This is a genomic window from Microvirga sp. BF8 (genome assembly GCF_059888585.1).
In genome coordinates, this window is the sequence record NZ_CM187619.1 from 2,844,918 (window position 1) to 2,870,861 (window position 25,944).

Annotated in this window: 19 protein-coding genes and 2 tRNA genes; 5 read left to right on the plus strand and 16 right to left on the minus strand. The window is 59.3% G+C overall.

The genetic code is table 11. From position 1 onward, the window contains the following. Window positions 1-24 precede the first annotated feature (24 nt). Complete coding sequence (gene asnB / locus AC522E_RS13560; protein ID WP_500746788.1) at window positions 25-1,872, minus strand: asparagine synthase (glutamine-hydrolyzing); 1,848 nt, start codon at window positions 1,870-1,872, stop codon at window positions 25-27. A gap of 2 nt (window positions 1,873-1,874) precedes the next feature. Beyond that, entirely contained in the window at window positions 1,875-2,993 is a 1,119-nt protein-coding gene (locus AC522E_RS13565; protein WP_500746789.1) for a glycosyltransferase family 2 protein, read from the minus strand. Window positions 2,994-3,429: 436 nt separating this feature from the next. On the opposite strand from AC522E_RS13565, the gene AC522E_RS13570 reads away from it, so the two are divergent. Next, window positions 3,430-4,038, plus strand: a complete 609-nt coding sequence (locus AC522E_RS13570; protein ID WP_500746790.1) for an acyltransferase — start codon at window positions 3,430-3,432, stop codon at window positions 4,036-4,038. Between the two features lie 39 nt (window positions 4,039-4,077). On the opposite strand, the gene AC522E_RS13575 is transcribed toward AC522E_RS13570, so the two are convergent. The 9 genes from AC522E_RS13575 to AC522E_RS13615 form a co-directional block, all read right to left on the minus strand. Then, complete coding sequence (locus AC522E_RS13575) at window positions 4,078-5,019, minus strand: lysylphosphatidylglycerol synthase transmembrane domain-containing protein (RefSeq protein ID WP_500746791.1); 942 nt, start codon at window positions 5,017-5,019, stop codon at window positions 4,078-4,080. Between the two features lie 28 nt (window positions 5,020-5,047). Then, window positions 5,048-6,928, minus strand: a complete 1,881-nt coding sequence (gene asnB, locus AC522E_RS13580; protein ID WP_500746792.1) for an asparagine synthase (glutamine-hydrolyzing) — start codon at window positions 6,926-6,928, stop codon at window positions 5,048-5,050. Between the two features lie 110 nt (window positions 6,929-7,038). Next, window positions 7,039-7,986 carry a class I SAM-dependent methyltransferase gene (locus AC522E_RS13585; protein WP_500746793.1) on the minus strand — a complete coding sequence of 316 codons (948 nt, stop codon included), beginning with the start codon at window positions 7,984-7,986 and terminating at the stop codon, window positions 7,039-7,041. Next, window positions 7,979-8,746, minus strand: coding sequence for a class I SAM-dependent methyltransferase (locus AC522E_RS13590; RefSeq protein WP_500746794.1), 768 nt, complete (start codon window positions 8,744-8,746; stop codon window positions 7,979-7,981). Before AC522E_RS13590 ends, AC522E_RS13585 begins: the two co-directional genes overlap by 8 nt. Window positions 8,747-8,960: 214 nt before the next feature. Further along, window positions 8,961-10,949: a hypothetical protein gene (locus tag AC522E_RS13595; RefSeq protein WP_500746795.1), complete on the minus strand. Its 1,989-nt coding sequence runs from the start codon at window positions 10,947-10,949 to the stop codon at window positions 8,961-8,963. A 222-nt stretch (window positions 10,950-11,171) separates the two neighbouring features. Then, window positions 11,172-11,975: a class I SAM-dependent methyltransferase gene (locus tag AC522E_RS13600; RefSeq protein ID WP_500746796.1), complete on the minus strand. Its 804-nt coding sequence runs from the start codon at window positions 11,973-11,975 to the stop codon at window positions 11,172-11,174. Next, entirely contained in the window at window positions 11,965-13,140 is a 1,176-nt protein-coding gene (locus tag AC522E_RS13605) for a glycosyltransferase family 4 protein (RefSeq protein WP_500746797.1), read from the minus strand. Before AC522E_RS13605 ends, AC522E_RS13600 begins: the two co-directional genes overlap by 11 nt. Window positions 13,141-13,153: 13 nt before the next feature. Beyond that, on the minus strand, window positions 13,154-14,596 hold the full coding sequence (locus AC522E_RS13610; RefSeq protein ID WP_500746798.1) for a hypothetical protein: 1,443 nt from the start codon (window positions 14,594-14,596) through the stop codon (window positions 13,154-13,156). Window positions 14,597-14,975: 379 nt separating this feature from the next. Then, window positions 14,976-15,050 (minus strand) — tRNA-Gln (locus tag AC522E_RS13615). Between the two features lie 153 nt (window positions 15,051-15,203). Here AC522E_RS13615 and AC522E_RS13620 point away from each other — a divergent pair. Together AC522E_RS13620 and curA are read left to right on the plus strand one after the other, a co-directional pair. Continuing rightward, window positions 15,204-15,280: transfer RNA gene (locus tag AC522E_RS13620), tRNA-Pro, on the plus strand. Between the two features lie 376 nt (window positions 15,281-15,656). Further along, the gene (gene curA / locus AC522E_RS13625; protein WP_500746799.1) at window positions 15,657-16,682 is read left to right on the plus strand and encodes an NADPH-dependent curcumin/dihydrocurcumin reductase; all 1,026 of its coding nucleotides are present in this window, start codon (window positions 15,657-15,659) and stop codon (window positions 16,680-16,682) included. A 206-nt stretch (window positions 16,683-16,888) separates the two neighbouring features. On the opposite strand, the gene AC522E_RS13630 is transcribed toward curA, so the two are convergent. The 4 genes from AC522E_RS13630 to AC522E_RS13645 all read right to left on the minus strand — a co-directional run bounded on the left by AC522E_RS13630 (window position 16,889) and on the right by AC522E_RS13645 (window position 22,417). Beyond that, on the minus strand, window positions 16,889-19,078 hold the full coding sequence (locus AC522E_RS13630) for a tetratricopeptide repeat protein (protein WP_500746800.1): 2,190 nt from the start codon (window positions 19,076-19,078) through the stop codon (window positions 16,889-16,891). A 424-nt stretch (window positions 19,079-19,502) separates the two neighbouring features. Then, window positions 19,503-20,993, minus strand: coding sequence for a M81 family metallopeptidase (locus AC522E_RS13635; protein ID WP_500746801.1), 1,491 nt, complete (start codon window positions 20,991-20,993; stop codon window positions 19,503-19,505). Further along, window positions 20,990-21,913 carry an SIS domain-containing protein gene (locus AC522E_RS13640; protein WP_500746802.1) on the minus strand — a complete coding sequence of 308 codons (924 nt, stop codon included), beginning with the start codon at window positions 21,911-21,913 and terminating at the stop codon, window positions 20,990-20,992. Before AC522E_RS13640 ends, AC522E_RS13635 begins: the two co-directional genes overlap by 4 nt. Before the next feature lie 27 nt (window positions 21,914-21,940). Continuing rightward, window positions 21,941-22,417, minus strand: coding sequence for a RidA family protein (locus AC522E_RS13645; RefSeq protein WP_500750691.1), 477 nt, complete (start codon window positions 22,415-22,417; stop codon window positions 21,941-21,943). Between the two features lie 192 nt (window positions 22,418-22,609). On the opposite strand from AC522E_RS13645, the gene AC522E_RS13650 reads away from it, so the two are divergent. Together AC522E_RS13650 and AC522E_RS13655 are read left to right on the plus strand one after the other, a co-directional pair. Further along, window positions 22,610-23,638: a pyridoxal-phosphate dependent enzyme gene (locus tag AC522E_RS13650; RefSeq protein WP_500746803.1), complete on the plus strand. Its 1,029-nt coding sequence runs from the start codon at window positions 22,610-22,612 to the stop codon at window positions 23,636-23,638. After that, complete coding sequence (locus tag AC522E_RS13655) at window positions 23,635-24,651, plus strand: succinylglutamate desuccinylase/aspartoacylase family protein (RefSeq protein ID WP_500746804.1); 1,017 nt, start codon at window positions 23,635-23,637, stop codon at window positions 24,649-24,651. The genes AC522E_RS13650 and AC522E_RS13655 overlap by 4 nt, the downstream gene beginning before the upstream one ends. On the opposite strand, the gene AC522E_RS13660 is transcribed toward AC522E_RS13655, so the two are convergent. Then, entirely contained in the window at window positions 24,641-25,924 is a 1,284-nt protein-coding gene (locus tag AC522E_RS13660; RefSeq protein WP_500746805.1) for an ABC transporter substrate-binding protein, read from the minus strand. The two genes, AC522E_RS13655 and AC522E_RS13660, sit on opposite strands and share 11 nt — an antisense overlap. Between the last annotated feature and the right edge of the window lie 20 nt (window positions 25,925-25,944).

A 25,944-nucleotide genomic window follows, 5' to 3' on the forward strand; every position in this document is an offset into this window, starting at 1 on the left:
TCAAGATAACTCGGTAGATTAGATTCATCCTACGGTATTATCGAGGACGAAACGACACCAAAGCCCGCCTCGATGATCTTTCTGGCGTGCCCGATGTTCCATATCCCACTTATGGAATATTCGGTCATCCAAACCTGGGATTGGCTTCCAAACAGGTGTATTCATTTGCCGCAGCCATTGAGCAATCGGAATACCAAACCCTTTTTTCCGGCGCTTCAGTACCGCCGGTGGCAGGACTCCTTCGAGAGCCTTTTTCAAGATCCACTTCGTAGTTCCGCCGCGAAATTTCGTATGGAACGGAAGCCTTCTTGCATAATCGGCAAGCTCTGAATGGAGGAATGGCGCCCTGATTTCCAGGCTGTTCATCATTCCGGCTCGATCCGACTTCACCAATATGTCATCTGGCAGATAGAGGTTCGTATAGAATTCAAGCGTTCGATCGACAGGACTTGCGGCTCGGGAGCTATCCCAAAGCGTGATGGCGTCTTCATAGAGTTCGTCAATAGCAACACGCTCTCCGAAGATGCGGGTGATATCGTCAGGGTCGAGCGCGGCAAGCCAGACGGGGTTCCAAACAGATGGCTTGTAAGACATCCCGCGCAGAGCTCGATTCAACTTGAAATCGAAACTCATATTGGCATCCGCAATGGGGAGTCTTGCTGCGATCATGCGCATCGCGGCGTGGACTGGGCGTGGCACCAGCCCCTGATAAAGCTTCGCGAGCCTCAGAGCTTTGAATGGATCGTAGCCCGCAAAGAGTTCGTCTCCACCATCTCCGCTAAGAGCAACCTTGACATGATGAGCAGCGTGTGCCGACAGGAGACATGTCGGGATGAGTGATGGATCGCCTAGAGGCTCCCCAAGTCTTTCCAGGATTTTCTGGGCAGACTTGAGCATGAACGCCACGTCGCACTGCTCGACATGATGCTTTGAGCCGATGTACTTGGCCATCTCTTCGGCATAAGCGGATTCATCATATGACGCCTCGTTGAATCCAATCGTGAATGTCGAGACTCCTGTGTGGGGGCGCCCCTGATGAGCGAAGGCGGCAATGGCGCTGCTGTCGATGCCGCCTGAAAGAAAAATGCCAAGCGGAACGTCACTCTCGAGGCGCGACAGCACAGCCTCCTGAAGAAGCGATCTGACCCTTTCGATCCAGTCGGCCTCATCACCTTCGGGCCGGACATCGGGCTCTATCGAAAAACGCCAATAGCGCTTTTCCTGCAGGTCACCATTCGCGATATCGTACGAAAGTATCGCACCGGGCAGAAGTTTATGGACGTTCTGATAAGGCGTCGTGCGGCCGGGAAGGAAAGAGTATGCGAAGAACTTCTGAAGCGATCGGCGATCCAGCGGAAGATGTGCAACGCTGGGATGCTTTCTTAAGCTTGATAGTTCGGATGCAAATACGAGACCTGAGGGCGCCGCATGATAAAAGAGCGGCTTCTCGCCAAAGCGGTCCCTAGCGAGAAGGAGCTTTCCGCGCTTTGCATCATGGATGGCGAATGCAAACATTCCATCGAGACGCTCGACAACGGCATCACCCCACTGGTCGTAGCCCCGGATGATGACCTCGGTATCGGAATGATCCGTGATGAAGCGCTGCCCGAGAGACTCGAGCTGGCGCCTCAGCTCTCGGTGATTATAGATCTCTCCGTTGAACACGATCGTCGTACCGGCCTCTCGGTGCGACATCGGCTGCGTGCCACCTGCGACATCAATGATCGCCAAGCGTCGATGGCCGAGGAAGACCCGATGTGCCGGATCGATGAAGGCCCCACTTCCATCCGGTCCTCGGTGCACAAGGGAACTGATCATCGCATCGAGATCTGCTTCCGCTCCGCTACCAACGAAGCCTGCTACTCCGCACATGATTACTTGATAGGGGCTATATTCAGTGTCGAGCCGATGATGTAGTGCGTCCGTCCCTGCGATTCAAAATAGGTTCGCACCAGAACTTCACTGATAAGTCCCAGAAGAATGCACATCATGCCGCTCATGAAGCCGGTCACGAAGAGCAGGGGCAAGGGCGTCTGAATGAAGGCGGTTCCCTCCGCGATCTTCAGGAACACAGCATAAAGCCCCGCAACGAACGCGACAGTGAAGAAGAGCACGGCAATGAAGCCAAAAACATAAATCGGCTTCGCTTGGTACTTCGTCAGGAAACGCACGAGGATCAGATCGAGCACCACTTTGAAGATACGATTGAGCCCGTACTTCGATACCCCGAACTGGCGGGCGCGGTGATTAACAGGAAGCTCTGCGATTCTCCCGCCCTGCCAACTTGCAAAGATAGGCACGAACCGGTGCAACTCCCCGTAGAGGCGGACACCAGAGAGAACATCGCGACGGTAGGCCTTGAGAGTGCAGCCGTAGTCGTGGAGCTTGACCCCTGAGACCCAGGAAATGATGCGATTGGCAAGCCAGCTTGGAACCTTGCGGACGATGAGCTTGTCCTTCCGGTCCCTCCGCCAGCCAGAGACGACGTCGTAACCCTCGCCAAGCTTTGCGAGAAGGCGCGGAATATCGGCGGGATCGTTCTGAAGATCGCCGTCCATGGGAATGATGATGTCACCTCTTGCATGATCGAATCCGGCCATCATGGCCGCCGTCTGACCGGCATTCCTGCGGAGGTTGATGACTTTGATCCGCTCATCCCGCATAGCGATTCCTGCGATGATTTCGCCGGTCCGATCACGGCTGCCGTCGTTCACAAGAATGACTTCGAAGTTGCCTCCCAGTGTCTCCATCGCCGGCAGAATGCCGTCCACGAGAAGCTGAACATTTTCCTCCTCGTTATAAAGTGGAACGATAATCGAAAGGGAAGGATTGCTCATAGAGGCGAGTGTTGAACTCGTTTTCTGGGGCGCGACGCCCCTACGGTCAGCATAGCTTTCTGAATAAGATTCGGCGTTCATAATAAAGCCTCGGCACACCACGGCTAATATCCGCATAAAAGCGGAGGCGCAAGGACTTGGTGACCATGAATTCAATCATCGCAGAAGGTGGTTGTGGCCGCTCATCAGGCGAGGGATTTGTATACGTTGGCTTATTATTTCGGAAGAAGGCATGCTGGACGTAGGACCCTATCCGAATCCGCGGGAAGGGCCAGCCTTGCCATGGCACCTGTCCTGCCGTGCTCGGACTCTGCTCGGAGAAGGGCGCCAATGCACTTAGGCCCAGCGGCTCTGCGCTTCGGCTGGCCAAGGCCTGCCCGCTCCTTCCAGTTTTACAAAAATGAGCGTCCGTCAATCGACGCAGCCGCTCCAGCCACCTGTGAGGTCAGCACGACGTGGTCCATTTGAGGGCCCCCCAGGGTAAGAGGGTTGATTGGATGTGTGCCGGCCTGTACCACGGCTATACTCTCATTTGCTCAGCGATATCACGTCGCATGGACGGCGTCGGGCGGGTCGATTCAGGGAGCGTTTCGTGAGGGCCATTGGAAAATTGCTGTTCGAGGCCCTCAGGGCACGTCCACTCCCTCATTGGCTGACGGCCGTGTATCTCAGCCTGCGCTGGCAAGCCTTCGTGTCCCCGGACGCACGCATCTACTATCCATTCCGGATCAGGATCGGCCGAGGGAGTCGCTTGATCGGACGTGTAACCCTAATTGCAAATGGCACGATCGAGATGGGATGCGGCGTGGAACTCTACGAGGGTTGCTTCATCCAGTGCCAGAGCGGAACCGTTCACATTGACGACCAGAGTGCACTCGGTCCGTATGTAATCATTTATGGCGGAGGTGATGTCGACATCGGACGGGCATGCAGCATCGCCACTCACACGACCATTGTCTCCACTACTCACGAATTCAGCGACATCACACAGCCAATCCGCAATCAAGGCTCGACGGGCAAGAAGATCGTCATCAATGACGATGTCTGGCTTGGGGCCCATGCGGTTATTCTGGCGGGCACGCACGTCGGGAAAGGCAGCATCGTAGCAGCAGGAGCGGTGGTTCGGCAGGACGTTCCGGCATTTGCCGTGGTCGGAGGGGTACCCGCCCGCCTGTTGCGCGAGCGTCCCAGAAAAGCTTAAGCGCGTTTTGCCTGAAGCGGGACACACCCGACAGGTGGATCAGGTCCCCGCGACCGGCTCTGCCCGATGCCGCCAAAGCAACCCAATCCAGAGAAGCCCCGGCAGGCTGACACAGACCGTAATGAGCCGGATCGCAATCGCCGCAACGGCAGCGCTCTCCAAGGTCCAACCAACCAACGAGAGACATGTCGTCAGCAGGCCCTCCTGGATGCCCAATCCGTTGAAGGAGATGGGAATTAGTTGCGCGACCATTACGAGGCTGATGATGGCCAAGATGGGTACAAATGTCTGCTCGCCGGGCAGGTCCGGCAGAAGGAGCTGGATGGTGATCGCCCCAAGCACGAGAATACTGAGGCTAAGGGAAACCGCCCCTACCATCAACCGATACTGATTGCGACAGGATGCAGCTATCTCTCTAATCACGCTCAACTGCTTGGCGAGGAACGAACGCAGACGCAGTGCGACGACGCCGACGGCTACCACCGTCACGCAAAGAAGTGCGAATACAGCCAGTGGAGCAGTGCCAATTGCCTGCGTGACGCCGACGAGCTTTGGAACGGCTAGCATTGCTGGCAGACTGAGTAGAGTCGCCAAGAGACTTACGACGCGGTTGAGGACGAGACCCATCACGGATCTCGCGACGGGACGGCCGAACCGCGAGAGAGCAACGATGATCAGTATATCCCCCCCAATGGTCGAGGGAAGGATGTTGCCGGATGCCAATCCCAGCCAGCACAAACGTGCAGCCTCACCAAATGGCAGGACCACTCCTACAGCCCGCAGCATGAGCTGCATGCGCCACGCGGCAAGAAGCTGGGCCGCAACGAAAATCGAGGTCGCTCCGGCTATCGACGGAAATCCAAGATCCTTAAGTGCGATCAAGGCTCCTCGCCAGTCGATTACCAAAGCCAGGAAACCCAGGCAAGCGATCGAAATGGCAATCTGTGCAACAATGAGAAGCGTTCGAATATTCCGTGACATCGTGATCTTTTCGAACCCTCAGCGCAAATCAAGCTCGCAGAATGCCGTCGTCGGGCTTTGCGAGGAAACGATCCAGAACATGCCGGGCCCAGAGAAAGCTCCGGTGATCGGATTTCGAGGCAAGATGCTCCTGGCTCCATCGCCGAACCACCTTCTTCCTGAAAAGGCGGTCTACGCCCAGTTCCGTTGGAACCGGCAACGTTCCGCTAGCCATCCATTGCCCGATCGGCACACCGAAACCCTTCTTTGGGCGATACACGACATCGTCCGGCAGCAGCGGGGCTACGGCTTTCTTAAGGATATATTTGGTTTCGTCCCCCCGCAGCTTGTATCGGCCTGGCATCTTCCTGACGAAATCGACGACATCGTTATCGAGGAACGGTGAACGCACCTCCACAGAGTGCATCATGCTCGACCGGTCGACTTTCGTCAGGATATCATCCTGAAGATAGAGTTTGGCGTAGAACTGCATTGTTCGGTCGAGGAGAGTGCCCTGACTGCACTTGCCCCACTGCAGAAGCGCATCTTCATACACCTCCTCGATGTCGACCTTGGCCTCCATGACCTCCCCTAGTTCCTTGGGCGAGAGAGGTCCGATCCAGCTTGGAAGCCACAAGGGCGGTTCGACGGATAGTCCGCGAAGTGTCCTCTTGACCCGAAAGTCGAAACTCATATTCCGGTGGGAGAGTGGCAGCAGACCAGCGACGAACTGGATCGGATCCCGCAACCGGGAGGGAACAAGCCGGTTATAGAGTTGTGCCCAGCGCAGTGCCCGAAAAGTGTCGTAGCCAGCGAACAACTCGTCGCTTCCATCCCCGCCCAAGGCAACCTTCACGTGATTGGCCACGTGCCGGAAGAGCAGAAAGCAAGGAAGCAGGGACGGATCGGCCATCGGCTCATCGAGCCTCCTGAATACTTCCGTCATGATTTCGATCGCGCTATCGCCTCTCAATCGGTCGGTGTGATGTTCGGAGCCGATGGCTTTTGCAACCAGTTGCGCATAGGAGGATTCGTCAAAGGTCTTCTCGGCAAAGCCCATCGAGAACGTCTTGATCGGGGTAGAGCTGTGCCGAGCCGCAAGAACCGCGATCGCCGACGAATCGACGCCACCGCTCAGAAGGATCCCGATTGGCACATCAGAGACCATACGCTGCTTGACGGAGCGCGACAGAAGGAAGCGCAGCTCATCTGCATATTCGTCCTCTGCGCGATCGGAAAGCCGCTCCTGAGGCTCCAGGACGAAATCCCAATATTGTCTGATGGTAGTTTGTCGAGAGGAGAGATCATAGCGAAGACTGTGACCTGCCGGCAGCTTCATGACCTCTCGGTAAATGGAACTCGGCGCAGGGATGAAACCGAGAGCGAAGTACTTCTGAACCGCAAGCGGCGAAATCGTCGGGGAGACGCCTGGATGCAAGACTAGAGAGTGGAGCTCCGAGGCAAAAACGAACGAGGACGGTGTGTTGGCATAGTACAGCGGTTTTTCGCCGAACCGGTCGCGGCACATCCAAATGGCCGCGGCTTCACGATCGTAGATCACGAACGCCCACATGCCGTTCAACCGGTTTGCAATGTCCTCTCCCCATTCACGATATCCATGGAGAAGGACTTCGGTATCGGAGTGATCGCTGACGAAGACGTGCCCTCTTCTTACGAGTTCCTGGCGCAGTTCAGCGTGATTATAGATTTCGCCGTTGAAGATCACTCCGAGAGTACCGTCCCGGGTCCACATCGGCTGAGTGCCGCCACCAAGGTCAATGATGGAGAGGCGTCGGTGGCCGAGATAGACGCCTGCCCTCTCATCCACCCAATGGCCGCCTGCGTCGGGACCACGATGAGCGAGTGCTGTTGTCATTTTGCGAAGGGTGGTTTCCCCTCCCGCTCCAATGAAGCCGGCTATTCCGCACATCGCCCCTCAACCTTTCACTTGCAAGTCCACTCTCTCGGAAGTCCGGAGACATCGGTTGACAGGAATTTTCCGCCGAGCGGCCGGCAGCACTGACGCCCGCAGGTGAACTTCTAAGCCGCTGCTACGTTTTTGCGCACCGCAAGGACCAGCGGGGTCTCCCAGTGACACACACGCGACAAGGCAATGGCCGGTTCGACCAGACGCAGCCTGTGGACGATCTGGGCGATTTTTCTTGCCGTGGCCAGAGCGGCCCAGCCACTGAAGCTCAGCCCGCGGAGGCGCTCTTCGAAAATGGAGAACCCCCAGTCGAGAATTTCCACCTTTCCTTCGTGCGGCCGCAGAAGCTTCTCGATCCTCCCTTTGCTCAACAGATTTAGGGTGTCAATGTAGTGCGGGTCCCGACCGAGCATCCGAACATAGATTTTCGCCAGCTGCGCCGGCAGATGCGGAATCCAGAGAGTTCCGTAGTGCCCCTCCCACCAGGAGCCATAGTTCGGCACTACGAAGAGAAGAATCCCTCCAGGCTTCAGAACGCGCAGCGACTCGTTAATTACGTCCTGAGGAGATTGAACATGTTCAAGCACGTTGGACGAGTAGACCATATCGAAATGCTCGTCCGGGAATGGAATGTCTTCACCGAATGCGTCGCGCAGAGCATCCGTGGGCAGGCCGAAATGTGAGAGGAGACGCTTTCCAACATCTAATGTTGCGGTGAACTCGTTTACACTCGGCTCGATGCCGTAAATATCGAGCCCATAGGCCATGCGGGCCCGCGTTACCAGGGCGCCACAGCCCGAACCAACCTCGAGGATCCGCTTTCCTTCGAGGGTCATGTAACGGCGCATTTCTTTAATCTGCTCGTCGATTCGATTGTCGGACAGCATGTCGCGGACGACATGAGGCAGAGGAACGCGTGTCACCTTGTCGAAGCCGGTTTGGACGAAACCGTCGATCAGGATCTGCTTCAAGTCTTCAAACTCAGGGTGATCGCTCAGCTTGCGACCGCCGCTCGGCCCCAGCGGGACTCCGGATCGATTGGACTCCGACAGTTCAGCCATTCCGCACCGCTTTTATGACGAAGATCGTTGCGCTCTTGATTCGGCCGACGCGGTCCTGGATGCATTGCGCTTCGAAGCCGTTCTGTCGGAAAAGCTCGACGATCTCCTCAATGGAATAAAAAGTCTTATAGGGAGGATAGTACCAGTCCTCCACCTGCGCCTGGATTGAAATGTTGTCCGCCCGAAGGTTCGTTTGGGAGCCAACAATCCTGCCATGCAAACTGGTCAGGGCCGTGAAGAAGTCGCAGACTAACTTCTTTCGGCGTGGACCATTCATGAAGGTGCGGCAGAAATGGCGTGTCAATTCATGAACCGGCGAAAGCCACGTTTTAAGATAAAGCCCCAGGTAGACGGTTCCGCCGGGCTTTGTCACACGCATGAGATTGCGCATGACCTTCATCGGGTCGGGCGCCATCATCGCAACGCCCCAGCACCAAACAAGATCGAAGCTTGCGTCAGGAAGCGACAGGTTTTGCAGATCCTCGCGCTGGAAGGCGATGTTGTGTCTGTTGAAACGAGCCGCCTGCTGCCGTGCCGTCTGGATACATTCGGAAGACACGTCGACCCCGACGACCTCATCCGCACGTTCGGACAGAACGACACTGCAAAGACCATGTCCGCAGCCCGCGTCCAGCGCCCGCGACACATGGGCCTCTGTAACGGTCTCCATAATGTATTCGCGCGTCTTGTCCAGGATCGGCACCGACTTGGGCCAGAACTGATCATAGAACTCGGCGGTCTTTGTATCGATTTGGGACATTGTCCCTTTTCCTCATCTTAAAACTGCGCCGGCCAACATTCGCTAAAATTCTTTGCTGAACTTTCGCCAAAAGCGCACCAAATCCATTGTGTCTGGGAGATTTAACGTCCGCCATTGAAGGCGTCAAACGATGTTTCGCATGCAATCTCCAGGATAGGCGGCCAGGTTCTGGGCAACTCGTTCGAGTGCATCCCACGACCTCTACAGCATCGCCTTATGGTTCAGCTTTGAAGCCAATCTCTCTCAACTGGTCGCCGCGCCAGACCCAACCCAGGGTATATCCTCTCGCGGTCAAAGCATACTCTGGCTTAATTGTTGGTATAACCATGCCCTGCATGAGCGGCAGGCGCCCGATAACGTAGTAATCCTGCTCAGTCATGGTCGATGGGTCTCCTACCGGAAATGTCGGAATAATGCTGATTACCTTTGGGCCAGGCAGCCATCGGCCAAAATACTTTACTGGTCGCAATGTTATTTTGTTGCAGACAACTCCATTCAATCGGCCGTCGTTTCGGATACAATCTGCCTCCAGCCGTTTTCCGGCCAACATGACTTCCTCGCCCCATCCGACCCAGGAGGGATTAAGTCCGCCGGGTTCTGCCTGCTCGCTGCTCGGATATTCTACCCAGAACGGGCGGAATGCGGCGAAGCTCGGACGGAATGGAAGAAGCTCAAGGACAATGACCGCCACTATTGCGGGCCCGACGATTGCTAGGCCCAGGCGGGATCTCTCGAGGAGAGTCATAACTATCAGAGCCGCTAGCAGACCGATTCCAGCCAAGCCGATGTTGATGTAGCGATTTGAGACCGGAACATTAAGAGCCGCTGAGGCAACGATTTGGACGACGATGTAAGCTGCGAAAATTGCGACCAGAGGATGAAAACGCCCCAGCACACTCTTGGCAAACACCAAGGAAGCACCCAAAGCTAATGACAAGATCGTTGGCATCGAGACCAGAACAATCGTCGCACTATAAAGAAAATGACGAATGTAATGTTGAACAGCCGTGCGCTCATCAAAGTGTATTACAACGCCATTAACTGGAAAATACTCTTGTAATGCGGAGGCTTCATTGGGGTGGTAAGGCGACCACCAGGCGCGCACTTGGTACAAGCCAACTACCCCGCATGCCATCAGAACACATATGGATGCTACGGCGAGAGGTGCCCAGTTCCGCTTCGCGATATGCTGCTCAACCAGCGGCCACAGGACCCGAGCAATCCCCGCCATTCCAAGAACTAAAGCGAAACAGCAGCCTGCGACCATCGCCCGATGTTGCAGAAAAGCCGTTCCACCCCCCAGGAACATGAGAGGCGCCCAAGTCCAGCTCACAAGGGCATCGGACCAACTCCACCAGAAGCCTTGCGGAAACGGACCTGATGGGCCAATCCATGCGAAAAAAATCGTCGATGAGATCGTCACAACTGCGGCGGTTGCCAGTCCACGAAGCGCCAAAAGGGTGCCGTCTTTGAAGCGCTGGCGGCCGCAATCGTCCGAATTTAGCTTTGTAAAAACCGAAGCTGCGATAATAATTATAAGTAGTACTGGAGAGGCACTGAGTTTTTCTTGCGCAGCAAGGGCAGCGGATACGATTGCGAGTGTTGGAAAATGGCCACGCCTGACCGCCCGCGCTGCCAGCACCGCGCCGTAGATCGCGAGCGAGAACGACAGGAGATCATAGTTGAGCGTCTTGAAAGCTAGATTGTTGATCGGAAGAAGTATTAGTATCGCGGCAACGAACAGCGACTGGCTGGGGATATAACGGTCGTAGCCCGCTAGAAAACTAGCCTGGAGAGCGATCAGAATCATGGCGCTCAATCCGACAAGAAGCCAGACAGCTTTCAGCAACATGTGAATCGCAGCAGGAGAAAGACCGGCTCCCTCCGCAGCGCGGGCAATTGGAACCAGTATGAGAAGACCGGTATGAAATGCTCCGTAGGCCCACTGGGAAATGCCTCTATCGGCAGGGATCAGGATCTGGTCGGCAAAGACCTGATCGTCAACAGTCAGATATTGCGTCGCTTCTTTGGCGGAGAGAAACGCTGCGACGACGAATACAGCTCCGAACAACAGAGAGCGGATGCTGACATCCCATGCACCATCTTTATACAGGACCGGCCGCGCCCAGGTCACACAGATTAGCAGGACGGCCGCGATTTCCAGCGCATTGATGGGCAGGCTCTGGCTGATCAGAAGCAGCATGTAAGGCTACCCCTACACAGCGACCCGTCTTGGCCGCAGCCACCATCGACTGCACGATCATATATTTCCGACGCCAGTGCTTCTGGGAGGCGCCTTACGCCCCAACACACAAACGTCCTCATTGATCCACTCCCGGCACGGTGCCGCAACCGTGTCATCAACATACTTGGCGAAGACCTGAACAGCTCAAAAATCTCTCGGGAATTCACCCCGACCTCGACTTTAATCGTGACTACGCCTGAACACGAACTCATTACATCCTGTCGGCACTTCCGCCGAATACTCTGCAATACACTTGAACCCAAGTGCGCCGACCATGCGCTTGATCTCGTCACGGGAGCCGTACTCGTATGGATAGCCCCCGACCCAGTCAACGACATTGTAGTAAAAGTCCATACCACGGGTTTGGCGGCTTGGCGGCTTACCGGTGACGGCAAATTTCGCAACCCAGATCACGGGATAGAGTGCTGCAATAAGCAGCTTCTGAATCCAGGCCGGTGATTTGCAATAAAGCCATTTGATCAAGAGCCATGGCAGCGACGTCCAGTGACGGTTGTAAATCGCAAGCACAAAATGCCCGTCCGGAGCGACGAGCGATGCCGCATTTGCAATCGCACGTTTCATCTCTCCTGTGTGATGCAAAACGCCCCAGGAATGTACAACGTCGTATCCGTCGGCTCCTGCAACTACCGGGTGCTTGCGCAACTGCCGGACGGTCCCATCGTCGAGAACGGACCCGATCACGAGCGAGACCTGCGATGTAAGATCCCTATCGAAAAACTGGGACGTCGCATCGAGCGCCTCCGCGCATCTCGGATTAATGTCGCATCCGACCACCCGTGCGCCCGCTTCCGCAGCGAGGAGTAGGCTCAATCCTTGACCAAAGCCAATATCGACAAATGATCGGCCCTTGAGCGGGACTTCGCCCAGCAATCTGCGGAAGTCGTCGCGAGCCTGCTCAACCTTTTGAGCGTTCAGAGCACTGTTGCTGAAGTTCAGCCAATTTTTGCCAAAGTCAAACTGCATTGACAATCCTATTTGAGGAAGGCCGGGACTGGCCCGGCGTATCTTGCGCCATGTCGAGATAGGCTTCTGCGACAGCTCGCCACGTGAATTCGCGCTCTACACGACTTCTCGCATTACGACCAAAGGTATTTCTCAGGGCGACATTGTCGGACAGCTCCGCAAGAGCCTTTGCTAGTGCTTCCTCATCGTCAGGCAGAACGAGAAATCCGGTCTCGCCGTGTAGGACGAGGTCTTCCGACCCGCTGATGCGCGTCGCGACCGCTGGCAAGCCACTGGCCATTGCCTCCAGAAGGACGTTCGGCATTCCCTCATCGCGCGATGGGAGAACGAAAACATCAGCGGACCGGTAGAGCTCAGGCAATTCGGCCCTTTCGGCCCACCCGTGGAAAGTGACATTGCCTTCAAGAGAGAGCTCTGCGGTCAAGGAACTGAGCAGATGCCTGTCGGGACCATCGCCAATGATTAGGAGTTCGAGGTCTCGCCGTGCGAGTCTTCCAAGCGCACGGAGGAGAACGTCGACACCCTTCTGGTGCTGAAGGCGCCCTACGAAGAGGAGACGGACCCGGGGGCGCGGCTGGCGCCCGCCACCTGGGTGGAATCGCACCGCATCGACCCCATTTGGCACGATCAGAATGGGAAGGTCAGGTGTCGATCGGTTGGCGAGGACGCGCAATCCGCTGCTGTTGGCCACGACGACCCTGGCGCGTCGCCACAACGCCACGATCACCGGACGGAGAAGTCTATGGTAGAGACCTAGATCATATGGCTGATAACCCGGGACATCCCCTCCCCGCAGAGAGACAATGTAGGGCACTCCGAACATGGCTTTGCCGAGCCAGGCGATTGGCCCCGACGGGATTCCAAAGAAAGCGACGACAATCGATGGCCGATTTTGCCTGATGAACCGAGGTAGTGCAGTCATGGCGGACACCATGAACACGAGCATTTCCAGAGGCGTGCAGCGATCGGCTCTTCGACGGATCGTCCAGACGCGGCGCACGCGATAGCCATCGATGACTTCCGCTTTTGGAAGCTCCTTGTAATGCGAAGTAAGAACTGTGACCTCGTGCCCAAGGGCTGCCATCTCGCGAGCAATGTTGGCCGTCGCATTGCCCGCGCCGCCGCCAAGGGGCGGAAGCTCATAATTGACAATAGTGATCCGCACTCTCCCGCCTCCCTCAGTTTGCCGGTCGAGTCGGGGGGCCGAGCTTCCTGCGGATCATGTCCAGAGGGTCCCCGTAGCCCGTCAGTCCGGTATTCTGCAATTGAACCTTGATCATTCCGGGACGGGTGATGTTACCAATCAGGAAAACTGCCCACACCGCGCAGGCGAGTGCAAGATAGGTCCGGCTTGAGGAGATTTTGGACTTCACGCCCTCAAGCAACAGACTCACAAGGAGCGCCACCCCGAGAATGCTGATGATAGCTTTGTAATGAAGGGCGGGTGTGCTGTTATAAGGACGGAACTTAATGAGCAGATAAGTACAGCAGCCTGTTGCGATGATCAGCATACAGCAAACCACGGCCGCGTGAAATCCCGACTGCTCTTCAATCGAAATCCAGAGGGCACGATAGAAGGCAAACAGGAACCCAGCCACCCATACGCCTGCTAGGAAGCGCCAGAAGAAGAGGTGGTTCATCACCGCTAGATGCTGGAACTCGGGATGATAACCATTCTGGCCAGCAAGGATCTGGTCAGCGCCGAGATAAGTAAGGGAATTCGATGATGCGAGGAAGGATGGTAGGAAATTCGACAATGCCATGTAGAGGAACGTGAAGAAATTCGTAATGAAATCTTCCACCATCAAAACAAAGCTGTTGTAGCTAAAGATCAGCTCTTCCTCGGCTCCTGGCAGCATGTATTGCCGCGCCACGGTCATGCGGATGGCAAGATAGAAGCCCAGCATAGCCAATACGACGACCGCCACACTACGAGACACGGACGCGATGGATTTGTTGTGCCCTGCCCGTGCCCAGAATGAGAGAAATGCGCAGCTGAGCAGAAGCCCGAGCGCGTAATTGATCCATAGCTCAGTGGAAAGCATGAGCAAAGTAAGGCTCGATACAAATAGGGACAATGACGCAAGAGATATCCCTCTCCGAACACAAACCCCCACGGCATACATATTCAGCAAAATATAAGTCACGACCAAGTAGTGCAGAAGCGTCAGGCCAAGCGTAGACCCATAGCTCAGTTGCGTCCCAAACATAAGCAACAAAGCCAACGTAATGGCAAAGATGCGTGGGCGCCCAGACAGTCGTGACAACATATAAGCTGTAACGCCTGTCAGCGAGCTTAGGACAAGATAGATTTGGAAGGGCGATAAATGCTGCGACAGTGCATAGAATGGGAGAAGGCTTGTGGGTACCCAATGAAATCGTCCAGGCTCGAGTTCCTCTGGCAAAAGGGCTCGCAATGGGCTTTCCCGCAAGATTAGCGCGACGCTCTCCAAAATCTTCTGATTTACATGATAGGGATATGATGATTCAAAAATCAGCTTGAAAGCAATGCTTAGACTGACGAGTAGTATAATGATCGCAATGTCCTGCCACTGGTGACGGCCGACATTCGGACTTCCTTCACGCACGCGCGTGACATTTCTCGGAAGGGACTGATCCACTGCTCATCCTGCTGAAAGCTGGGAAGTTCTTAATTTTATATGGTCGGTCGACTCCATATAGCACTTGGAATCCTCACTCAAGCGCGGAGAAAGGGCTGCGAACCAAGGGATTTGCCCCGAACAATCCATGTTCAATGTCCCTAAGAAGGGCTGGAAGGCAATCGAGGGGTAACATGACAGTCACGGCCTATGCCTGCATAGACCGAACATGAGGTTGCAGGTGGCCATCACACCGCGATGAACGACGGAATCGCGGAGGCGGTTGACGAAGCCGTCAGCAAGGCCTTTGGCGCCGCGCTTGAGCGCCCCCAAGGGCGAAGGACGCAAGCTTGGACCTCGTCCTCGCCCTGCCGGCGGCTCGCGTGCTTCAATGGAAGCGTGGCTGGGGCGCCAGGATTCGAACCTGGGAATGGCGGTACCAAAAACCGCTGCCTTACCGCTTGGCTACGCCCCAATGCTTTGCGAAGTGCGGTGTACATAATCGCCGGACGCAAGGCTGGCAACCGCGATTTCGCGGGCTTGGCAATATCGCGGCCGAGCGTGTTTTCCCTCTTGCGGCGCAGGGTGCCCCCCGCTATAAGACCGGCCTTCCCGATGATTTCGGTGTCGGAGTGTAGCGCAGTCTGGTAGCGCACCACGTTCGGGACGTGGGGGTCGCAGGTTCAAATCCTGCCACTCCGACCATTCAACCGATTGAGGGCTAAGGCCTTTTCCCGAGGGCCTTCCCGGGCAAGTTTCTCCCGAGTAAGGGTTCAACCGGACAGTCCTTCGAATTCGGAGCTTGTTCAGGCCGTCCCTTTTCGCCCTCCCTGCCCGCCCACCGCCTTGCGCGCGCTCCTTGTGCGTCGACGCATGGTGCCCGTAGCAGCCCTCCAGCACGTCCGTGGTCATCCCGAGGGCAGGCGAGTTCCCTCGGGTCGCCGCACTCCGGCGGGTGCTGCGCGGCCTTCAAGTCGATCGGCTCGTCTGGCCCGGCGCGCCATGATATCGTCTCGGGGGAGTCCTGCGCCTGTGACCAGCACGGCAAGCGTGTTTCGGGACCAGCCATGAGGAGGCATTCGTGACGGAGCCGACGAATCGCCGGATCGTTCTCGCCGCTCGCCCGGAAGGCGAGCCCGCGACGGACGATTTCCGCCTCGAATCCGCACCCGCTCCGGAGCCCGGCCCTGGTCAGGTCCTGATCCGGATCCTCTGGCTCTCGCTCGACCCGTATATGCGTGGCCGGATGAGCGCCGCCAAGTCTTACGCCAAACCGGTCGAGATCGGCGATGTGATGGAGGGCGGCACCGTCGGGGAAGTTGTGACCTCGAACCATCCTGGCTTTGCGCCCGGAGACTTCGTGCTCAGCCATTCGGGCTGGCAGGAATACGCCGTCGCAGATGGCGACGGCGTTCGCAAACTTGATCCGAACCTGGCACCATTGTCGACAGCTCTGGGCGTCCTCGGCATGCCGGGCATGACAGCCTACACAGGGCTGCTGAACATTGGCCGGCCCATGCCGGGCGAAACCGTCGTGGTCGCGGCCGCAGCTGGCCCGGTTGGTTCGCTTGTGGGCCAGATCGCCAAGATCAAGGGCTGCCATGTGGTCGGCATTGCCGGAGGCCCGGAAAAGTGTGCCTACCTTCGGAGTGACCTCGGTTTCGATGCCGCCATCGATCATCGCGCGCCCGACCTGTCCGGGAGGCTTGCCGAAACCTGCCCGAATGGCGTCGACGTTTATTTCGAGAACGTGGGCGGCGAGGTCTGGAATGCCGTGTTCCCGCTGCTCAACGACTTCGCACGCATCCCGGTCTGTGGGCTTGTTGCCCACTATAATGACACCGCCCTTCCCTCTGGCCCTGATCGGACGCCGCTTTTAATGCGGGCGATCCTGAGCAAACGGCTGACCCTGCGCGGTTTCATCGTGAGGGATTTCGCATCGCAAGCCGATGAGTTCCGGCGCGAGGTTGGCGCATGGCTCCGGGCGGGACAGATCAAGTACCGCGAGGACGTGGTCGAGGGGTTGGAGAATGCTCCTGGAGCATTCATCGGCATGCTGAAAGGGCGCAACTTCGGCAAGATGCTCGTGCAGGTGCGTCGGAGCTGAGCCCGATCACGATTGTCGGGACAGCCGCACGCCCGCCGGCAGCTCAGTTCGATACGGCATTCGGTAGCAAAAGCCGCCAAATCTGATTTGGCTTGCCCGGCACCCTCCGGGTCCTCTGGTGTTGTGTGGAACGTGAGAGTTGAAGAGGAAGAGAGGGCAGCCAGCCGTCCTTATTGTCCTAGCCTGAACGCGCTTTCAGCCACGGGTCACCTGTTCTCGATCTCCTTCACGGCATCCCTCGCATCGGATCCGAGCAGGTCATCATCCTGGACGGACGCAAGGGCAGGGACGGCCGCCCGCGCCGCAGGGCCGATCTTCCTCAAGGCAATGACGGCTTGCCAGCGCACGGCAGGTTTCCCATCCGCGAGCACGCGGATCAGGGCTGGAACCGCCTCCACAGCTTGGCTCCCAAATTGCCCCAGAGTTTTTGCCGCCCATGTGCGCTCGAACTCGGTGCCTTGTTCCAGAGCGGTTACGAGACTCGGTATCGTCACCTTCATCGGCAACGCGGCAACGGTGAGGCCGTCGGCCAGCCGCTCCTCCGTTTTGGACCCGGCCGCAGACCACCTGTACGGAATATGATAGGCAACCGGATAATACTCCAGCTCTGATTGGTGCGCTCGCGGCTTCAACATCAAGAGCAGTTCGCGTGCCTCCTGCCGCCGCCCGAGGCGTGCGTATGTCGCGGCGAGGGGAGGCACCAGTTCGATGGCCTGCGGGTCGGCCTGGATCGCCCTTGCGAATACACGCGCAGCCTCGTCGAGATCGCCTTTCGCAAACAAAGCGATACCCCGGGCCAGGACGTAGTGGCTGGGGTAATTTGGATTGAGCCGCATGGCGGTCTCGATGAATTCCAGGCCGGCTTGCGGCTTGCCCGTGGTGATCATGGCCCAGGCCATGCCGAGATGGGCTTCGGGGTCATTGGGATCGAGTGCAAGAGCTCGCGCTGCCTCGACGAAGGCGTCGTCATGTCGCCCGGCGTACAGGTTGAGATGCGCCGCGGCGACATTCGCAAGAGATGACGGCCGCGACTTCGCCTCACGAAGGTAGAGGTCGGCCGTCTCGGACGCTTGGCTGGCGTTCATTCCCAAGGCTTCGTTCCACTCCCACGCACAGCCCCAGATATAAACCAGCGCCAGGGCGGCATAGGCCCTCCCGTAGTTCGGATCGAGAGCGATCGCGGCTTTCAACTCGCTCACCGCCTGTGCGTTCGCCGCAGGCGTAAAGCGGAGATAGCGTTCCCAGCCGCGCTGGAAGGCCTCACGCGCGGCGATGCTCTTTGTCTGCCCGCGGCCGATTTCCTTCTGCTCGTCGTTTGAGAGGTTGAGCGCCAAAGCCTGAACGATGATCTGGACGAACTTGTCTTGGACGGCGAATATGTCCTTGGTGCTGCCGTCGTGACGCTCGGCCCAGAGGGACCCGCCCGTGGTCGCGTCGATGAGCTGTGCATTGACACGCACTTGGTCATCGGCCCGGCGCACGCTGCCTTCCAGTACGTAGCGCACGCCCAACTTCTCCGCCACCTCACGCGCGGTCACGGCTCGGCCCTTGAACGGAAAGACCGAGTTCCGGGCGACGACGAACAGGCCCGCGACCTTCGACAGGTCGGTGATGAGGTCCTCGGTCATGCCGTCGACGAAGTACTCCTGCTCCGGATCGCCGCTCAGATTTGCGAACGGCAGGACGGCAATCGACGGCTTATCGGGGAGCGGCAGTGCCATCCGCTCGACGGATGCGGGCTCCAGCCGTGGTTCCCAGGGGCGCAGCCAGAGTATGGGTCCAATGACCAGCAGGACCAGAACGGCCGCCCCAGTGGCGATCCATCTGCGAAAGCGCCGCGCGTGAAGTCGCAAGCTCGGCCGCGAGCCGTCCAGCCGGACCCGATAGGTTCGCACCCGCCGGCTGATGTTCTTCACCCGTTGCTCGCCGACGAAGTTCAGGGTCAGGTCAAGCTTGCCCTGAAGCTGATCATAAGCCGTGCCGGAGACCAGAACCCCACCCGGCTCGCACAATTGCTCCAGCCGGGCCGCCACGTTGACCCCATCGCCGAGGAGATCCTCCCCCTCGACCACGACATCGCCAAGATTGATGCCAATGCGAAACACGATCCGGCGCTCGGCCGGCACATCGGCCTGCCGCTCCGCTGCGCCCTTCTGCACGCCGACCGCGCAGGCCACGGCGTCGACCACCGAGCCGAACTCGGCAATGGCCCCGTCGCCCATCAGCTTGACGATTCGGCCGTGGTGCACCGCCAGCAGCGGCTCGATGACCTCGCGTCGCAGGTCCTTCAAGGCCGACAGGGTGCCAGCCTCATCCTGCTCGACGAGGTGGGAGTAGCCGACGACATCCGCCGCCAGGATCGCCGCAAGCCGCCGCTCGACCCATGCTGTTGCCATAGCCGTCTCTCCTCGGAGAGATCCGCTGGGTAGGTCCCTGACGCGTCCGCCGCCGGTCCCTCAACGCGCGGGACGTCTCAACGCTCTTGCCATGATACCAGTGGTGTTTCGCATTGGCGATAACACCGGATGGGCTGTTCCCGCGGCCGTGAGAGCTGTTGCGTCAACAGGACCAGGGACATGGCAATGGACGATCTGGTGGCGTTTGCTACCGAATGCCGGTTCGATATAGGCCTTCGCAAGTTCTGGAGGTATGTGATGTTCGAAGGATCGTTATTTTGACTGCTCGCTGATCTGACTCAGCGTGTGATGTTTGTAGCGGAAGGGCTTGCTTAGGCGGGCCCGTCTGCACAATTCGCTTTCATGCGCAGGTTTAGGTGACACCACCGGCGCGAGGCCAGCCCCCCTGACCGCCCCTTAAAACTCATGCTTTCCTTGTCTTTTCCAACCCTGGTCCGACCCCGGGCGTATCCATCGGATCGAGTGGTGCAATCGGACGGCGAATTTTTGTGTAAGGTATCTTCGCCGGGTCTGGCGGATAGGGCCCACCGCAATTCACATAGATGATCTCGCGGGCAATGGGAGCAAAAGCCGCGTGGAAGTGGCTGGCCGATTTGACAACAACGACCTTCTGAACAGCGAGATCAATGCCGAGGTTGCGGAAGACATCTGGATGAAAGGTCTGGACCCGCTTCGACGCCAGCACCACGGACAGCTCACCGATCCGGACGGCAGCGGCGGCACCGAGCGAGACGAGGCTCTGCTCGAAGGGCACGACAAGATTGGGCGTCACGGCCAAGATCTCCACCCTGGCATCCACTGGCGGCCCGGAACTCGGCGCAACTTTACCGCCGATACGGAGGGCCAGCTGTGCCCCTGCTCCCGCAGCGAGGCAGAACTGCACCGCGACCGGATCCCATAGCGCCCCGACCGCCGCGCGGGTCCCCGGGTGCTTCAGCAATTCATGGATCAGGAATGTGCTATCCCCGCCCACCCCGCCGCCCGGGTTATCCCAGCGGTCGGCAAGAATCACCGGCCCGCCCTCGATCGCAAGCGCCGCCTCCACAGCCTCTACAGGCGACGGCATCGGCGGCAAGCGGTTGCCTCCGAAACCGAGAATGTCCTGGGCGAGACTGCTGGCGAGGATCTCGCCCGTCTCGGGAGCAGCATCGGAAACGACGATGATCTTTGTGCCGACATCGTACACATCCGCAGCGGGAAACCCGTGAACGACGGAGATGCTGAGGATCCCGCCCTGCCCCTCCAGTCGCTTGATCCGGTCGATCAGCGAGCGTCCCGGTTCGCGACTCGTGATGAAATTGGCGATGGCGCGGCAATCGACAACCGAGATGGCCGGCGCGATCTCACCCCGTGCCGTGCGCAGGGTGAGATCAACCAGATCCTCTGCGCGCTCGAGGAAATCGGTATGAGGCACTTCCTTGAAGGTGACGATCACGGTGGAGGCCGCAACCATGGCGTCGCTGAGATGGCAATGGGGGTCGAGCTCGATGCCGATCACCGTATCCGGCCCTGCAATGGCACGGGCACGGGTCAGCAGATCACCCTCGCAATCGTCGTAGCCGTCCGCGACCATCGCGCCGTGCAGACCGAACAGGGCGATGTCCACCGGGATGCACGCCCTGAGCTGGTCAAGAATCTCATCGCGCAGGCTTTCATAAGCTTGGCGGCTCACGAGGCCCGCCGGCTCCGCCCAGGTCGCAGTGCCCTCGATGAGGGTGAACCCGTCCCTGCGGGCTCGGCGACGGGCCGCAATGAAAGGGGCGGAACACAGGGTCGGCGTGTCCGGGTGGCGCCCGGGCGGAGCATAGAACGCATCCTCGAATGCGGCGCGGTCGGTCGGGATGGGAGAGAACGTATTGGTTTCGGTCGCGAGAGAGGCAACGAAGACCTTCATTTCCGGCCCCTTCGGGATGAGCTGGCCTCGCCATCGCGGCGGGACGGCAGTCGCAGATCGGCAAGACTATCCTTGACCTCCCGCAGGCGCATGAGCATGGGCTCGCCGAAACTCAGGGCCAGCGCTGTCGCAATCACATCGATCAGCACCGCATGGGCGACGCGGGAGGTCATCGGCGCATAGACCTCGGTATTCTCCTGCGCGTCTACCGCAAGCAGGACATCGGCAGCGCTGGCGAGCGCCGTATTGGGCCGCGTCACGGCAATGACAGACGCCCCGACCTCGCGGGCCTTCTGCGCCATCTTCACCGTGTCCCGCACCTCGCCCGTATGGGAAAAGCACAGGGCCGCGTCGCCCGGGCGCAAGGTGGCCGCCGCCATGCGCTGGAGATGAGTGTCGCCATAGGTCACGACCGGAATGCCGAGACGCATCAGCTTGTGCTGTGCCTCGATGGCGAGGATGCTTGCTGCTCCTGTTCCGAAGCAATCGATCCGTCTCGCCTTGTGCAGCATCTCAATGGCATTCCTGAGCGCCGCCTGATCGATGGACTGGCGGACTGAATTGAGCACGTAGACGCTGGAGTCGAAAAGCTTCGCGACGATGGTGTCGAGCGAGTCGTCTGCAGCGACTTCGCTGTGCAGAAAGGGCGTGCCGGACACGATGCTCTGGCCGGTGAGCAGCTTCAGTTCCGGATAACGCTGGAGGCCGAGCGCGCGCACGAACCGCAGCACTGTCGGCTGGCTGACGCCGACCGTTTCCGCGAGCGTCGCGATCGACATGCGGATGACCTGCTCTGGATGATCGAGCACGAAATCGGCAACCCTGCGCTCGGAGGGGGACAGCTGCGCCCGTTGGGCGGCAAGCTTCTCGAGGAAGTGATTGGTGCCCGGGAGGGGATCTGCGACGGCCTCAGGCTTCATACCCCCCTCCATCCACAAGCCGCTCTGTCACGGCGCCGCGACTTCTAGGATCGCCTCCACCTCGACGCAAGATCCCAGCGGCAGCGTCGCAACGCCGATCGTCGTGCGGGAATGGCGACCTCGCTCGCCGAAGATCTCGACCATCGCATCGGACGCACCGTTCATGACCGCCGCGAGATCTGTGCAATCGGGCTCAGCGTTGACGAAGCCGCCGAGACGGATGCATTCCCTGACCGCATCGAGGGAGCCGACAGCGAGACGGGCATGGGCTAGTACGTGCAGAAGGCATAGGCGCGCAGCGGCATATCCATCCGAGACCGTAACTTTACTCCCTACCTTCCCTATGTACTGGGGTGGAATTTTTCCATCGGGCCCGAAGCATAATTGGCCTGAAATATATAAAAGATTCCCAGATTGTTTCGTATGAATGTAATTCTTTGTGGATTCTAGCACAGACGGAAGCACGATCTGGCATTCTTTCAATCTTTGTTCGGGACTACCGATCATTCATGTTTCCGCTTCTGGATCGTTTTACTTATGATGGAACATGCGAATGCTTGTCATAAAATTTGGCCTTGCCACCGCCTGACGACCGTGCACGGGTTGACTCGACCTCACATGTAATTAATCTACACACACCTGGAACGAGGCGCAATGCGTCGGTCTGGAATTGATCGGCGTGCGAGATTTCAAGCCATGACGCAGATTGTCCGCGATGCCACCACCGGGCTTGACCGCCTGGTGCTGTCCCGCCTGCCGACGCCGCTCGAACCAGCACCCAAGCTCGCCGCCGCCCTCGGCTCGGCGCGGCTATCGATCAAACGAGAGGACATGTCGGGCTATGCGCTGGGTGGCAACAAGCTGCGCCAGCTCGACTTCATTCTCGCCGAGGCCCTGGCAGCCGGCGCGGACATCCTCGTCACCACGGCGGGCAGCCAATCCAACTTCTGCCGCTCCCTCGCCGGGGCCGCCGCGAAACTGGGTCTCGGCTGCCATCTGCATCTGCGGGCGGCCACCGGTACGGCGCTCGTCGGCAACCTTCTGCTCGACGAAATTCTCGGCGCCACCGTCACCTTCACGCGGGTCACGGACCCTTGGGATCCCCAGGTGGCGCGGGAGCTTGCGGGCATCGCCGAGGGATATGAGCGAGAGGGCAGAAAGCCGTTCATCGTTCAACTCACGGGAGTCAGTGCCTCGACCGCCATTGCCGGATGGATGTCGGGCGCTGCGGAACTGCTGCATGATGCAGAAGCCGGCCCGGGAACTCCCGATGCGGTGGTTTCAGTCTGCGGATCCGGACTGACCCTGGCGGGGCTTGCGCTCGGCTTCAAGCATCTTTCCTGCACCACCCGGCTGATCGGCATCAGTGCGCAGCAGCCTGCGGAGCGGCTCAAGTCATGGATCGTCGCCGCCGCTGGCGAGGCGGCAGCCCGGCTTGGCCTTGCCTGCCGGCTGGAGGCCGAGGATTTCGACATCGTCGACAGCGAGATTGGCCCGGGTTACGGCAAACCCTCCGCGGCCAGCATTGACGCCGTGAGGCTTGCCGGGCGGACGGAAGGCTTGTTGCTCGACCCCGTCTATACGGGCAAGGGGCTCGCGGGCCTCCAGGCGGCGCTGCGGTCCGGCTTGGTACGGCCGACCGATTCCGTGGTCTTCATTCATTCGGGCGGCACGCCCGGCCTGTTCGCCCACGCCTCCGCCTTCCGGACGGATCGGGCCGCATGAGCGCACAAGCGGGACCGGCCCGTCTCGACCTTCCACTCGACCGCCCGGGACGCAGTTTCGGCGCTCTGCGCCTGCCCTGGTCGCACGATCGTTCTGCCTATGGGCAGATCGTCGTTCCCGTCATCGTCATCCGGAATGGCGACGGCCCGACGGCCCTTGTGACCGCGGGCGTTCATGGAGATGAATATGAAGGGCAGATCGTGCTCGGCGCGCTCGCCCGCGGCCTCGCGCCGGAAAGGGTGAGCGGGCGCGTGATCATCCTTCCGTGCGTCAATCCGGCGGCGGCGCTGGCGGGACGGCGCACGTCTCCTCTCGACGGCGGCAACCTCGCTCGTCTCTTTCCTGGCGACGCGCAAGGCGGACCAACGAGCCAGCTCGCCGAAGGCATCACACGGCTCCTGCTGCCGGAAGCGGATTTCCTCGTGGATTTCCATAGCGGCGGCAGCACCCTCGATTATCTGCCCTGCGCCTTCGGCCGGCTGCCGCCTGACACGGCGCTCGCGGAACGGGTCCTGAACCTGCTGATGGCGTTCGGCGCTCCGACAACGGCCGTCGTGCGACGTCCCGAGGCGCGCGGCACCCTGGTCGCCACCGCCCTCGCGCAGGGCGTAGTGGCCATGGCGACGGAGCTGGGCGGCGGCGGCGGCGTCACGCGTGAGACCGTGGCACTGGCCGAACAGGGCCTCATGCGGGCGCTGGCACATATGGGGATACTCGAACCGGCTGGTGGGACACCTGGAACGCGCCTCCTCGCCGTCGAGGCAGCACATTTCGTCCGCTCTCCCGGACGGGGCTTGTTCGAACCAGCCTTCGTCCTCGGTCAGGAAGTCGCTCCCGGGGACCTGGCCGGGCGCCTGTCTGATCCCGAGCGTCCCGACCGGCCACCGGAGGAGATCGTCTTTGCCGCTGGCGGCGTGGTCCTGTGCCGCCGCGTGCCCGCTATCGTGGAGCCCGGCGACGTCCTCGTCCATCTGGGCGAGGACGTCGATCGGGATTCGCTGATCAGCCGATGAGCTTCTGAACCCGCGCGGTCAGATCGTCCATGGCCTGCTGCGGACTCTTCATGCCGAGCACCGCTGCTTCGGCCTCCTCCTTGAAAAAGTCCGCGGCCCGTGCCGCATTGTCGAAGGCGGGCAGCGGGACGCGCGACACTTTGAGGACCTTTCGCTCCGCCTCGGCATAGGGCAGCTCTGCCTTGATGCGCGGATCGTCGTAGGTCGAGCTGCGCACCGGGCCGTTGCCGTTGAGCGCGGCGGCCAGCGCGGCCTCCTTGGAGGACATCGCCTTGATGAAGCTCCAAGCCAAGTCCTTGTTCTTGGAATTATTCGGGATCGCCATGCTCCAGAACTCGACCTTCGTCGGCGCGACCTCGTACTTGCCCTTCAGTTCCGCCGCGACGGGGAAGAAGGTCGTCTTGATCTTTCCAGCGACCTGCGATTTTGCCGGGTCGTTGTAGAGGCCATTCCGGCTCATGGAGCTTGCCGCCATGGCGGCCCGGCCGTTCTGCATCCAGGTATTGGCGTCCTCGGCTTTCATGCCGGTCAGGTTCCTCGGAATCGCGCCCGAGGTGTAGAGGTCGCGGATCATCGTCAACGCCGCGACCATCGGTTTGGCATTCGCCACCACCTTCATGTCCGGCGTGATGAAATCCGCATCCCATGCCCGTGCCAGGGCGATCACCTCCGGATAGGCGACCCCCGGCAGGATCATGCCGACCACCGGCGTTCCGTCGGGGCGGGTATAGGTGCATTTCTTCGCCACCTCGACAAATTCCTCGATCGTCTGCGGTGGCCCTTTGATGCCGCGCTCGGCGAAGATTTCCTCGTTGTAGTGAAGCCCTGTCGAAGCGTGCCGGAACGGCATCGCAAAAAGCTTGCCGTTGAGCGTGACGCCCTTCATCAGGCCGGGGAAGATATCGTCAGTGTCCGGGATGGGATCCTTCGCCATGTAGGGCTCGAGCGCCTGGAACATCGAAGAGACCCTGGGCGTCGCGTAGGTGTTGAGGATGAAGGCCACGTCCACCGTCGATTCCCCAAGGGAAGCCTCGCGGAAGAGCCGGTCGTGCAGCGGGCCGGTCTCGAAGGTCACCCAATTGACGGAGGCGCCAGTCGCCTTGGTGAAGATCTGCGTAACGTCGCCACCCTTGGTGCCATTGGATACGTTCTGCAGCACTCGGTGGGCGAACACGTTGATCTGCTTGCTCTGGGCGCGGGCCGTGCCCCCGAAAGCCGGTAGCGTCGCTGCCGCCAAGCCGCCCGCCAGAATGTCTCGTCTCGTCACGACCATGATGCTCTCCTCCCGATCCG